Below are 13902 nucleotides of genomic sequence, written 5' to 3' on the forward strand. Positions count from 1 at the left end.
ATACATAGCGCCACGAGAACCTTTATTGCGGTTTATCTTGTCATGACAGAATCGCCGCTGTTTCAAAGATGATTTGAAGCGATAAGACACCGATTCAGACATCACCAGCTCATTAGGCGGCTGCTTCCATATTTTCTTTGGGAAGAAATGGTGCCCAGGAGAGGCTTTTCCCGATTCGTTAACCAGTCCTTAACGCCAACTCAAGTCACTGATGCTATTGCCAAAATCGTCGGCATACAAAGGCCTCATGTAGAGGGTCAGCTCGCCGATGTGATACAATTTGTGTAACAAACATCGAGGCAATAGCATGAGTTATCTTTGGCCCAGAGGAAACGTATTCTGGTTCAGAATGAGAACACCTTGCAAATACAAGGCAGTTCACGCAGACGCGTTTCTCACGGAATCCCTGAAAACCGACAGTCGAAAAACAGCCCAAGCCTTGGCTTATCAAGTTCGTGAAAGGCGTTTGGCCGAGTTGGAGGCCAAGTTGACCATGGGGAATGGCGGCCATGACGAAGATCGTTACCGATCCGCAATCAAGCTTGCGAAAGACAATGGTGTCGCACCGGCTACTGCTTCCGAATTGGCCGGCGGAAGATTGGAAGAGATCGTGTTACGTCTAAGAAACTTGATAGATCAGGATCCGTCGGCCAAATCTCCGCTGTTTGCGGCAAATCTAGGCGGATTTCAGCTGCCTGATACCAGGGTGACTGAGGTCGCTGATAGGATGGATCAACTTTGCCCAGACAAAGTGGCTCGTAAGAATGACCGACAAAAAAGAATGTGGCTCAACCGTTACAAGCGAGCAGCCAAAATGTTTGCTGAAGTTGCGGGCGAAAAGTCGATCTCAGAGATCTCAGCGAGCGATGCGTCAAAATTCCGACGAGCGTGGGAAATGCGTGTGAATGCCCAAGAGGTAACGACACAGTATGCGAACAAGCACTTCGGCTACTTGAGAAATATCGTCAGCGCATTTTATGAAGATCTAGAAATTGATGATTACACAAACCCTTTTTCGACTATTCGCATTAAGGGCGAAGCAATTTGGGAGAAAGAAAAGGAGCCAAGCCCAAAGCTTGAGTTCACCCCAAGTTGGATTGCCCAAAACATCATCAATGGAGATAAACTGGACGGGTTGAATGACGAAGCTGAAGCCATCTTGACAGTGTGCGCAGAAACAGGATGCCGACAGACTGAGATCTATGACTTGCCTCCCTCGTCAATTCATCTCGACGCGGATGTTCCACATATCATGGTCAAAGTCGAAGGTGGTGAGCACCAGAGAGAAATCAAAAACAAGGCATCAAGGCGACCAGTTGTACTTGTGGGCGCAGCTTTGGAGGCTATGAAACGTTTCCCAAGTGGCTTTCCACGCTATCGGGGTAAAGAGGGTTACAGTGCCGCAGTTTCAAAGTTCTTTGCTCATAACAACCTCTTCCCGACGGACCAACACTGCGTGAGCAGCCTCAGACACAGCTTTGAATCAAGGATGATCAGGGCGGGTTTAAGCAACGAAGAACGAGGTTTCATGATGGGACATTCAATGAAGTCTATTCGAGGCCGTGAAGTATACGGAAACGGTCCAGATCTTCGCATCAGGGCTCTCTATGCCGAACTCGTGTCATTTGAAACAGAGAGTTGGAAACCCCGCGAACCAGAGGAGATTTTCAGAGATATCGACAACATTCTTGTTGAGGACGGATTTCGGGTGACTGGCCGCAGGCGGTAGATCTCGCAACGGCCAGTCGTGAAGCTCTAGTGACGCAAAAACTTTGCAGCGGTTGTATTCACGATGGCGCGTCACAAGAGTCTCATGACGCACTTAATGACGTCGACTACGAGCAATCTTGGGATTAGGCACGAGAGCAGCGCCACACTGGATTGCGACATTGCGCCGCACCAAGTGATCGGCCACCAAGCGAAGTGGTAGAGGTTTCTATCCTAAAGTGATGCCTCAGGCATCACTTCGACAATATTTCACAAACACAAATTGCCGTATGATTTTTTAATAAACTTATCAGTGTGTTGCGCAATTTTTTCTGACCTGTTGATTTTGCCAACACGCTCCCGCATATCTTTCTTACGACGCTTGAATGACGAAGCTGAAGAACGAAACGGAGAACATATGACAGAAAAAGACACTGGGTTTGGAACTGAACAGTCGGCCCCTCAACTTGGTAGGGCCGCCAGCAGAATTCCCGAGTAGACTTTCAACATCGGGCATTCGTTTGATGCTGTTCCCGGACGGCTAATCGAAGTCACTGCAAGGCATCCGAATGGTACGTAGGACTCGGGCGAAACGATGCTGAACGAACACGGAGACATCGCGAACACGCTCAAACGCGAACGCATTCAACACTAACTACCTTCCCGAAAATTGACTTCAAACAACGGTGAGCATCGCTTCACCGAACGCTACCGCTTTGCTCTCCTGAACAGATAGGAGAGCAGCTCCTCGCCGGCTCTAGCAAACAGCCCGCAGTCCAAGCAATCAAACCCAAAAATGGAGAAATGTATGAACAAAAACACCATCAAGACCGCGGCAGACGGCATCTGCCAGCTTGAGAAACTGGATCGCGAAAGCCCTACAGTCCTGGCCGCAATCGAATATCTGATGCGTAAACATCGATTTTCCCATCCCGAGGGGGAGTTCGACAATGCTGGGCGGTTCAGCCTCTCCGCAGAGGAACAGCACGATTGCTGCGTCGGTATCCGGACACCATCCCGAGCGTACCCGCACTCAGCAATGGTGCACGCACGCACCATTGCCCATGTCGCAAATCTCTTTGACGTCGACGCTCTAGACGTACGTCGGCTGGCAAAGCGGATCGAAGCAGAAGCCTCCATCCCAGACTGAATTTTCGAAAAATCGAAACACACCAAACGATGAATCGCGATTCATCGAACGCTCTCGCCTTGCCAATCGAAACTTGGAGGGAGTCAAAAAGCCGATGATAATCAATGAGGTGACGATATCTAACGCGCCCTCAACTTCCCCAACCAACCTTCTCAACGCGGCTGCATCGTGTCGGCCGCGACCCAATCCCTGCGTCCAATCGCAAGTCGTCATAGGAATCCCTCATGCTTGATGAAACACCGCTGTCCGAGCAGCACGCCGCCCCAATGACTCCCGAAGAATTGCGGCCTCCCAGGCTCACAGTTCTGCGTGCTCTGGAAGGCAAGAAGGCCGTGAAGATCTTCTCGAGGAAGGGTGTTCGATCTTACGACAAGGCGACCTGGTTCGAGGCAATGGATGTGGAAATCATCGATTTTGAGAGCCTTGTCAGCGCCCTGAGTGAGCTGGAAAGAAGCGATGACAGGATCATTGTCACGGGCCGAGTTACAGAAGCATATCAAGGAAAACCCAAGATTCCCCGCAGGAAAAAACCTCGTGGCGGGGAGCCCGCCAGTCTTGAAGATGCTGGCTCTAGGATCGCGATGTTCGATTGCGATGACTTCTTAGTTCCGGAGGGCCATGGATGGCACGACACAGCAGGGCTTGCGAAAGCAACCTGGAACATTCTGACAGATCGCGTGAATGCGTTCAAAGGCGTCCACGTCTTTTGGCAAACCAGCGCCAGAGCCGGTCAGCCAAACTTAGCAGATAAGGCCAAATTTCACTTCTGGATATTGCTCGACGAACCGTTGAGCGAGGGACAAAAAAGGTCGCTGTACGGATTGGCCGGAACCGACAAGAGCCTCTCCTGCCCCATCCAACCCCACTATATCGGGCGTCCTTCGTTTGATGGAGTCGCGGATCCTTTAGGCGGACAACCGCGGTCGGGTGTGATCATTGGCGAGTGTGACACTGCCCGCGTTAAGGAGCTCGGTCTCGAAGAGGTCGAATCTGCCAAATCAGAACTCCGGCTCAGTAACTTGGACCGAAAAGCGCGCGCTTCCTCTGCCCTGCGCGATCAGACTACAAACTCTACCTGGGCAGAGCGTCAGCTGAACACTGCGTGCGACCTCATCTTGAGTGCCGACGAACGCAATACAGAAATCAACAAGCAGGCATTCTTCATTGGCGGAGCGGTCGCCAAGGGCCTCATTGACGAACAAACCGCGCTTGAACGCTTGCATGAAGCCGCGGCCGCAACAGGCCATGATCGCTTTAAAGAGGCGCTGAACAACGGTTTTCGCGATGGGCTGAAACATCCATTGAAATGGAACGATAAGCCCAAACCCCCACAAAACTTGGGGCCCTATTACCCTCCCGCGAGCGAATGTCGCACATCGGCAGTGGAGGGCAGCCGGGCCGCGATCAACACCTGGGCAGACAAGAGTATCGACTATCTAGCCCAAAAAGGCCCAACGGCTCCGCCACGTGAAATGGTTTGGGGGATGCAAGGTGGCGGAAAAACCGGCACCCTTGTTGGACGCGAAGACCCCCCAAATGGAAACTCAGAGTCAGGAACAAGACCAGAGACATCCGCCGGCGCTCTACATCGAACGGCCGGCCTGGTGAGCGTCATGTACCTGCCCACGCATACCAAATGCGAAGAGGCCGCCGAAACGTACCGGAAATGCGCACCAGAAGGCGCGCCTCCATGCATGGTGATACGCGGGCGCAGCCAAAAAGATCCCGAGAGCAAAACCGGTCAGAATATGTGTCTGCTTTCAGATCTAGCTGATCGATTGGCAAATCAGGGTGTCACAGTTCGCAGCACTCTTTGTGTCACATGTCCGCTCAAAGACGACTGTGGCTACCTGCGGCAAGAGCGTCTTGTTGAGAAACACATTCAGGCCGGATTCGGCCTCGTATTCTTCGCACCACATGCTTACGCTTACTTGCCTTTGCCTGCGGAAACCCAATCTGATCAGGCCATCTTCGACGAAAGCCCGGGCAGCACAATCATCGAGAAACTACAGCTCTCCATCGTTGATCTGCTGACACCGTTGGAATTTGGCGGAACCACCTTACTGGTTTCCGAAAAGCGCAAAAATGACATGGCGGCAGATACCATTGCGGATGCTAAACACCTGGTCGAGCCGGCCCTCAAGGTGATTGCGGCGGCGTATCACACTGAATACGGGCTATCCTTGGATCACCTTCGATCCAACGGTGTAGATGCAACCAAGCTGGAGAGCATCCTTGCGGCATTGGATGCCTGTCGCGACAAACGTGTCCCCATTTTGATTGGTAGTCAGCTCTCCACCTTGGATCATTCCGCATCTGTAGAACAGGTTCAACGGTCTGCCCGTAAGATTGCGCGCACATTCTCTTCCAAATCAGGACCGCGGATTGATCACCTGCGCGTATTCCTGGAGGTTCTCAAAACGGAGATGGAAACTGAGTTAAGCTGGCCAATTGCGATTGCCGCAACGCATCCATCATCGGGCATTCTGACTGTTGTTCGTCTGCGCCCGCTCACGCACTCCGATGACAAACCGTTTCTTTTTCTTGATGGCACAGGAGATCCAGACCTTGCCAAAATCATGTTCGGCGATGATTTGAAGGCACATCGGTTTGCTGCTGAAAGGAATTCGGTTGTTACACAAGTAGTTGGAAACCAGATGTCCTCCCAGAACATTTTGGGAAAACAGGGTGCCAATGAACTGATAGATGAGCCTACCTCCCCGAAGTGCGCCCTGCTTCAGGGCCGGATCAAGGGTGTACTGGATCGTTTCCCCGACGCCGCCGTTTTTCTGACCAAGAAGATCCGGAAAGCCCTCGGGCTGTCAGATGATGCGAGAGCCGGCCACTTCAACGCGATTAGAGGCCTTAACCATTGGGAAGATCGGCCGGCCGCCATCATAGTGGGCCGCGAGCAAGCCCCGATGCAGGAGATTGAACTGACGGCCCGGGCCTTTGCAGCAAAACTCGGGAGGCCATTGGCCAGTTCGGGTCCGGTATGGGAATGGCGCGGTATCCGCACGCGGGACGAGGCCTCTTCTTATCCCATTGTTGTGATGACTCACCCTGATCCTTTAGTTGAGAAGATCCTGCATCAAACAAGGGAAGCTGAGATTGCACAGGCCATCGACCGGATCAGGCTGATCCACAATAGGGAGCCCAAGGAGGTCATCATCATGAATGAGATTGCCGTCGACATCACGGTGGACCGGGTTGTGGGATGGCCTGACTTTTGGCCGGGGGGGACACGCCCGGAACGGGCAGTCCAAATGTCTGGTTTCCTACCCCTTGATGGTCAGGAAGCTGTAAATTTGTTTCCTGAAATCTGGAATAACAAAGAAACCTCAAACAAGGATCTCAAGCCTCTGAGAAGCTTAGTGTCAGAAAATGTATATAAAGACTTATTATATGCGAAACCTGACAGTAAGGCCGTTTGCCACGTTCGGTACAAAAAACACATACCGGGAAGCCAACGCACCCACTGGCGGGCCGGTTTAGTATATTCCCCCCGCGCTGAGGCAAAGGGGCTGGTTGAGAAAGTCACCGGGGAACTGCTGGAGTTCGCGGTGCTGAGTGAAAATTCGCTCCTAGACAACAGTGGAGGTTGAGCAAGGCCGGATCAGTTTTGGATTACCGACGGAAATCCCCCTCAATCTCAACCGGCACAAAGTTCATACCTTCCAAATTTGGCAAAACCAGCTTCCCCTGCCGCGCCATTCGCCGCCAGTCAGACACTCTGCTGGGGATCAGCTCATACCGCTTGGCAACCGCGTTGACAGTTTCGCTTTCGTTCAGGGTATCCGCCACGATCCGGGCCTTCAACTCCGGCGGTCAATTACGCTTACCATCCGCCCGACGCAGCAACGTTGCCAGAAACTCGCTCGTAACTCCCATCAAGAAACTCCCCACAAATCAAAGAAGCCTCTGAATCGCAGATAAAGCGGCAGCACGAAAGTGTGGGGGCGGCAAACCGCTTACAGTTCTCAGCGACAATCAACAGCCTTATGCCCAAAGTGCTGTGTAGCATGTTCGACCATGCAGTTCCCAATTGCTTCCCCCAGTTTCGGCGGCACAGCATTCCCAATCAGAGTTCCCACATGTTTGAATGAAAACTCTTCTTTGTCGCTCCAAAATTCGTATGAACTCGGAAATGATTGAATGATAGCGGCCTCCCGGAGGCTGATGGCCCTGTCTTGTTCAGGATGACCAAACCTACCATTTCCAAAACCGTAGCATTGAGTCGTCATTGTGGGTGCTGGCTTATCCCACTCCATCCTGCCGTATACAGACGGATAACTCTTACCTGAACTTCTTTTGTGGCACTCGGCTCGCAGCTCCGATGGCCAGTCTCTCCAGGTTCCACCCGGAACGGATGCGCGTATTCTATCTAAGTTTAATTCACTAAGCACTGAAGACGTATGAAGTTTATCTCTGTTGCATTTTTGGCCGGCCGCAATTTTTGGCAGGCCCCCAATGGCGTCTTTTACAGTAACAATTTCGGGCTCCTCAGGGTCGGAGAAGGATATTTTTCCCAAAAGTGAAGCAACTAAAACTAAGCGCTTTCTTGTCTGAGGTATTCCAAACCTAGTGCAATCAACTATACGCCAAGACACTGAGTACCCTAAGTCATTCAGAGTAAGAACAAAATCACGCCAAACCTCTCGCTTAGAAAGCCCCGAAACATTCTCCATAGTCACCAGTTCGGGGCGAACGCCTTCCACGATCCGTTGAAAATGCAACAACAAGTTCCATCGGTCGTCGCTTGATTTTCGACTATGCGAATAGGTGGAAAATGGCTGACAGGGAGCACATCCCGCCAATAAACGAACTTTGGCATCTCCAAACATCGAGTCAACTGTTTCACAAGATAATTTGGCGACATCCTCTTGATAGAACCTAGCGCTTGAGTTGGCCTCAAGCGCATGTCTACATTTGGGATCTAGGTCCACTCCGTAGGCTACCTTCACTCCAGCTTTCCACAAGCCATAAGTCAGCCCACCCGCGCCGCAGAACAAGTCAACAGCAACCGGATAGTGTGGAGTGTCGTTTTTTCCTGTCATCCGATACTCAAAGGCCTCCAGAAGGTTTTGCTAGCCCGTATGCCATGACTGATGTGTAGATTGGAGGAGAATTTTCGGTTTTGAGCCTGAACATCAAAAATTTCTCGCTCTTGCAGCATCCAAAGCTCGGATCGGCCTGGTTGAAGCTTCAAACGAGTCTACAAAAAGCACCTTTCCACCAATACTTTCGGTCGCATCTGCTAGGATGTTTTGCTGATGAGAAGTTGGTGCGGTTTTCCAGAATGGGTGTACAATCAGGTAGTTAATTTCTCCTGTGCCTGATCCCTCTGATATGGCACTAAGGCCCGCCCTCCCAATCTTCCGAATAGATCTGGCGTTCGGGTTATGACTCCAAATTTCCTTTGCAATGCGTTCTGCTTGTTGAAGCCAGTCGGCAAGCTCGAAGTGTGATGAAAAGTCACCATCCAACCCTGCTTTATAGTCCACATCTAGCATCGCTCTCAGGAAGCCAATGCCCAATCGCCAGTCTAGTAGTCCATGGTAGTTCCTGTTTCCGTATCTTTGGAGGCAATGGTAGCAGGCCGTCGAACAGGCTTGCATGTGGTCGCCTGAGCGGAAACTTGAGACAAGAGGATCTCCCTCGTTGTAAACCATGTCCGATATCAGCCTTTGGACCAACGGACGGGAACCAATCTTGTCCGCTAGTCTTCTTGAGAACCCTGCACCATTGACAAGTTGATCAGCGATTTGAAGTAATGGTCGCCCCTGTCTGACTCTAGGTTCAAGAGCCTCGAATTCTTCCGGAGACACATCAAGCTCCAATGAAGCCCTTTGAATGATTAGCTGTGTCGCAGAAATTGCTGCGGCTCGCACACTTGTTGCGTATGGACTACGTTGACCATTGTCCTGCCTTAACCCCAGTTTGGAAAAGGAAAGGTCGGCGTGGCACCTCTCCATTACCAAATAGAGAGAGTCCGTGTTTTTTCTAGACATTAGGTAAACTGTTTGCTCGGCTTGCTCGTTGCCATGCTCATCAAGTTCGGCGATCCAGTTTCTAGTCGACCCAACGCTTTCCGGCTGCACAAATTGGTTTGGCAGAGAGCTCAACCACTTCTTTTCTGGCTTTTGGACTAAGATGTTTTTCTGCTGATAAGGCTTTACAGTGTAACCTGAGAAGGCTTCTCCATCTACATCAGGTCCCCGATTTCGACGGATTATTGCTGCCTTGCTGCCAGTAGCAACTGACATGTTGGTTTCGGGTACATTAAATGTAGAAATTTCTTCAAGCTCTGAAGAGGTTTCTCTCCGCACCAGGTTGGTAAAGTCCTCAGCTTCATCGATATCAGTAGGCTTGAAAGTAGTCCTGAACCCGTCCGGCATCACATATTCATTGTAGGCGGACGGATCAATTTTTGACGAACAATCTCCGCAAAACGCTGAATTAACTACTTGAGTGTCGGAGGAGTTGATGGCACCGCAACTCGGGCAATCTGCTATGAAAGCCGTTTCGGTCCACCATTTTTGACTAGGCTTTGGCGCGATTCTAACGTGCCCATTGGGAGATTTAATTATGCGTCCCAGTGAAGAGGTAAACCCGACCGATGTGTGTTTCTGCTTGTCGCGAATGAGAGATCGACCCGGAGCGAACTCGTAGATTGCGATATCTAACTCGCGATCAATTGTATCCCAAGAGTTGCTTCCGCCACCTTCAAGTACTGGACCAAGATAGAGATTCCTAACCCTCGTGGGCATTCCGTACATCGGAAGAAGACCATTTTCAGCCAGGAAACTAGCTAGGTTAAGAGGCGATATCTCACCGGTATCCTTCAGCCCGCCTATTTCAGCTAAGACTTCTTCAACCGAACACGCATCTTTTAATGCATTGGATTTCTGTTCGTTTCCTGAGGATAGCACCGCCACAAACGTGTCCCTAGTATGCAAAGACTGATGCAAAGCAGTTTCAAGTTTTTCGGGCCAAACAGAATCTGGTTCGTAATAGACGGAGCAAGGAACAAACTCACCATGCACGTCAGCCGGGGCATCGTCGCCAGGATACGTATCGCCGGCTTCGGCTCTTAGCAGGTCAAATGCCTTAGTTAACCAAACCTTTCTAAGAAGCCGAAGTGGTATCTCAATATGCTCGGTAGTTAGAAATGGTGGAGGCGGGGCACTGCCCGTGATCGCTTCGGGATTGCGAAAATAGTGCAAGTCGTGACTTCTGCTTCGGCAAAGTGTTGCTACAAATGAGAAAGCCTGACCCCTTCGACCTGCACGACCTACCCTTTGCTGATAGTTGAAACGCTGAGGAGGCATATTTGCTTGGTAAACAGCCTCTAGCGCACCGATGTCAATTCCAACCTCCATCGTTGTAGTAACGGAAAGAAGGTCAATTTCCTTTGCGTTGCGATCTAGATGTGGGTCAACTCCGGCCGGGGTATCGACAAAAATCCCTCTAAATCTTCGAAGCCTTTCGGCAGGAGATCTCGTTTGCCCGCTCAGCTCTTCTGATCGCAAGCGAAATGCCCCTGATTGAGCGTCGTCGCTCCTATTGATGCGGTGCGCCAGGAAGTTGTGCCTAGCAAGGTCGCCTGCGCAGCCGGTTTTTGTTTCCGGAAGCTTTGTCCCGCATCGGGTGCAGAGGTTTGTCCCTTTGTGAAGGTGTACCCTGGTACACTTTGGGCAGGCCCAATAGGGGTCACTTTCGTCGGACAAGTGAATGAATAGTTTATCTAGTACTATTCGACCATTCTTGTGACCTAGCTTTGCAAACTGCTCCAGAACATTGTCAAGTTCTTGAACTGGGTCCGACTCGTTCAGAATGGTAGCGTAGTTCTTAATGCGCCGCCTCTCGACGGAACGCCCATCGGGCCAGTCCTTTCCGTTGCCAGCCCACTTATTCTCTTGAATACGATAGTTGTCAGCAAAAACTCTTAGCCACGAATCCATCTTAGTAGAGCCGCCTTGCGAGTTTGGATATAGCGTGGGGTAGCCTAGGCCAGTTTCCTCCAAGGCGAAGTAAGATCTATTGAACAAAACCTCGTCTACAAGCGGCCGCTGTTCTGTTGCAACTTGCGCCTTTGCATTTGCCAGCTGCAAGGAACCGTCAGCACTAATCCAGTCGACCGATTGGTTTTTGGTCTCAAAGAAACCTTGCCACTCTCGACCCTCAGCGTTGTTCTGATCGCTTCGGCCAAGCAGTTTGACGCCGACATCGTCGGTCGGATGAATACCTAAACGAACCATATTGGCCAACAATGGCCCTATGTTATCAGAACCTCCTTTAGAGGAACCTGGTATAGGCTCAAGTACTTCCTTGAGTGGGACACGATTACTATCTCTCGCATCACTTGCCTTGCTTAGCTGCTTTATTAAGTCGGCAGCTTCTTCGAGCCTGCCAGCATTGACAGCCTCCTTGAGTTGTTTATCAATCTCTGATTTGTCGAGCCTTGGCTTCCTTGATATCTCGCGCAGCGCATCCACCAAAAGTAGGCGGCGAGCGTCTTGATGATGGCGGCGTTCAATGTCCAATGAAGCTTTTGCGGCATCCTGTCGACTGTCCGAGAAAACGATAGCTTTTGGCGTGTGCGTTTCATGGCCAGCGTGAAGCAACTCGAATACTTCGGTCGCCACCAATTGCGAGCTCTTGCCAAAACCCGTTCGAAAGTTTCGTATTGGAGATCTCCTGAGCGGCTTCCTTCTGGGTGAATAGTCTGTCCCACACGCGGGGCAGCAGTTCGGCCCAGCAGTACCCGGTTCCCGAAGAAATTTGTCAGATCCAAACCCTGGAAGATAAAACAGCTTTCCAGCAATTTCATTTTGTGAAGATGCGTTTGCCCCTTCAGTGATCATGCCGCTTTGCGTGTTGAGTGTTGCTTCCTTCCAGATTTCCTTTGTGTTGTCTCCCGAATTCGCATCTGCCCGACTGGGCCAGAAGATTGCGAAGTCTTCGTAACTCAGTTGTTCATAGTTTTGGTCGGCACCGATTTCAGGTAGTTTTTCAAGTTCAGGCGACGCAGGGAGCAGCTCGACTTGAATATTTCGCGAACGAACATTCTGTCCCCGATGGCCAGCTATAAACTCTTCCCCGCAACACTCGCAGTATACTAGTTCAAAGAGCCTGCGTGGAGACGAACCAGTTGCAGTGTGAGTCATACCCCGATCAACGCGCAGCCCGTCAAAGTCGACCCCTGAGGAACCTTCGGTCGGGCTGCCAAACAGACCCTCAATGCTCCTAAAGAAAGTATGAGCTCGAAAAGTAGTTGTTTCCGGATTTACTTCACGATCAAAGATCTGATTGGAGATTTCACTTAAGCCTCGTAGTAGAAGTAATCCTCGGAGTCCTTTTTGTGTCTGCGGTGTGTTTTCTTCGAAAATGGCTTGCGTCAATACGGCACTAGACCTGGCTCGTAACTGCCCATCTTCGAGTAACGAAGCATTTGCAAGAACTACCGCAGATTTTTCGATAGCATCAATTGCTACGTCTTCAAAAAGTCTTTTTGAATTCGGAATGCCCAGTTCCGATGCACAATGCAGAATTGCATCTTGGATTTCAGCGGACGATTCAATTTTTCCAATAAATGCCTCCCTTTTTGTGCAGCTATCGACCAAATGAGTGAATGGTTCTGGGTTTAGGGGAAGGGGCGACGCAGCTTTGGATAGCGAAGGTTGGCCGGTGACAACGGTATCCAACCAGTCTTCAGCCCCCCTAGCGCCATCGGAGCCATTCTTCTCATAAGTGCCGTTTGAACCAAAGAAATCGTATAGGTAACCTAAACTCTGATCTCGCTGCTCCGGACCAAGTGGAAGTGACGCACTAGACGCCAATATGCGAAGTTTGTGCCGATATTTGGGGTCATCCAATCCTAGCCTATGTATCAGAGCACGTATCAATCCGGCTGTTTCAGTGCCCGCAGAGCCGCGGACCAAATGGAGTTCGTCCATAACTAGAAAAAAGTAGGCCTCTGGATCACTTTGAAGCCAATGTTTGGTCTTGTTGAAGAGGTCTTGCTCAACTTCCCGTGACAACATCGTTCCCAGCATGGAGGTGTTGGTCACGAGGATGTCAGGCGGAGTCTGCTGCATATCCCATCTGGTAACGAGTTCTGCATTTTCCGGCGATGGAAATAGATACTTGTCTTCCCTCCCGGATTCTTGATCGCTTCGCAGGGCCAAATGAAAATCATGATGCATTTCCTCCAGCGCCGAAACCACACGCTCTGTACGTTGAGCGCTCCTTTGAACTTCTTGACGAGTGTTCCCTCGTCTAGGGTGATTGCGATAGCCTGGAACTGGAGTTGCACTTGTATACTTTCCAAAGAAAATACGATTTCCAGATAACCTTCTGTCCATAATTTCCGCAGATTCCGCGGAGTCGAGCAATTTCCGAAGCCGAGCCATCTGGTCTTCCACGAGAGCATTCATCGGGTACAGTAGTATGGCCCTCATTGCCTTTGGGCGCGCTTCAGCCTCCATCTCTCTATGAAGTTTGAATTGTTTGGGTGTAGATTCCCACCATTTCTGTTTTAGAAAGCCAGATTTGGGGGCAGGCCAACTCGCAGCCTCGTTAGCAATGGCGGCAAGAATTGGAAGCAAAAACGACTCAGTTTTCCCGGAGCCTGTTCCGGAAGTAACAATACCTGGTCGTCCACTCTTTAGACCTCGGTCTAGCATCTGAACTTGATGCAAGTACGGTTGGTAAGTGCTCTTCCAAGATAGTTTCGAATCTGTTTCTGGGTTCCCGTTGAATAACCCAGCGAGTGCCAGCTCAATGAAAGCGCACCTGGCCTCGTGGGGCAGGCTCGCAATTGGATTGTTTTCACGCTTTTCCAGCAGATCTTCTAAGTAGTACCCAGCTGCCTTGTACCTGGGAATTGGCTCAACAAACAGATCCGTAACAAAGTTCCCCGGATCTCTTAGTAGTAATCGCCTATCACGTGCCAGTTTTTCGTTTCGAACTTTGAATGCAGTATCAATGTAAGAAATAAAGAGCTCTCGGATTCGTTCGAATCCTCCAATTGGATCTAACAT

The 13902-nt window shown here is 50.6% G+C and carries 6 protein-coding genes; 3 read left to right on the top strand and 3 right to left on the bottom strand.

Annotated elements, in window-relative coordinates; translation table 11 throughout:
* Positions 1–307 precede the first annotated feature (307 nt).
* From AC2FNC_RS03615 to AC2FNC_RS03625, 3 genes are all read left to right on the top strand, one after another.
* Entirely contained in the window at positions 308–1729 is a 1422-nt protein-coding gene (locus AC2FNC_RS03615) for a hypothetical protein (RefSeq protein ID WP_496714631.1), read from the top strand.
* A gap of 786 nt (positions 1730–2515) precedes the next feature.
* Positions 2516–2857 carry a hypothetical protein gene (locus tag AC2FNC_RS03620; protein ID WP_496714632.1) on the top strand — a complete coding sequence of 114 codons (342 nt, stop codon included), beginning with the start codon at positions 2516–2518 and terminating at the stop codon, positions 2855–2857.
* A gap of 224 nt (positions 2858–3081) precedes the next feature.
* Positions 3082–6462: a hypothetical protein gene (locus tag AC2FNC_RS03625; RefSeq protein ID WP_496714633.1), complete on the top strand. Its 3381-nt coding sequence runs from the start codon at positions 3082–3084 to the stop codon at positions 6460–6462.
* Between the two features lie 22 nt (positions 6463–6484).
* Here AC2FNC_RS03625 and AC2FNC_RS03630 read toward each other — a convergent pair whose 3' ends face one another.
* The 3 genes from AC2FNC_RS03630 to AC2FNC_RS03640 all read right to left on the bottom strand — a co-directional run bounded on the left by AC2FNC_RS03630 (position 6485) and on the right by AC2FNC_RS03640 (position 13902).
* Positions 6485–6676 carry a transposase gene (locus AC2FNC_RS03630; RefSeq protein ID WP_496714634.1) on the bottom strand — a complete coding sequence of 64 codons (192 nt, stop codon included), beginning with the start codon at positions 6674–6676 and terminating at the stop codon, positions 6485–6487.
* A 161-nt stretch (positions 6677–6837) separates the two neighbouring features.
* Entirely contained in the window at positions 6838–7914 is a 1077-nt protein-coding gene (locus AC2FNC_RS03635) for a DNA cytosine methyltransferase (protein ID WP_496714635.1), read from the bottom strand.
* Between the two features lie 93 nt (positions 7915–8007).
* Positions 8008–13902, bottom strand: a complete 5895-nt coding sequence (locus tag AC2FNC_RS03640; RefSeq protein WP_496714636.1) for a DEAD/DEAH box helicase — start codon at positions 13900–13902, stop codon at positions 8008–8010.

It is taken from the genome of Ruegeria sp. BHSA123 (genome assembly GCF_059613425.1).

What these genes read in the sequence shown, in the direction of transcription:
- AC2FNC_RS03615 (WP_496714631.1), top strand. Translation starts at nt 308, where the DNA reads ATGAGTTATCTTTGGCCCAGAGGAAACGTATTCTGGTTCAGAATGAGA.
- AC2FNC_RS03620 (WP_496714632.1), top strand. Translation starts at nt 2,516, where the DNA reads ATGAACAAAAACACCATCAAGACCGCGGCAGACGGCATCTGCCAGCTT.
- AC2FNC_RS03625 (WP_496714633.1), top strand. Translation starts at nt 3,082, where the DNA reads ATGCTTGATGAAACACCGCTGTCCGAGCAGCACGCCGCCCCAATGACT.
- AC2FNC_RS03635 (WP_496714635.1), bottom strand. Translation starts at nt 7,914, where the DNA reads ATGACAGGAAAAAACGACACTCCACACTATCCGGTTGCTGTTGACTTG.
- AC2FNC_RS03640 (WP_496714636.1), bottom strand. Translation starts at nt 13,902, where the DNA reads ATGTTAGATCCAATTGGAGGATTCGAACGAATCCGAGAGCTCTTTATT.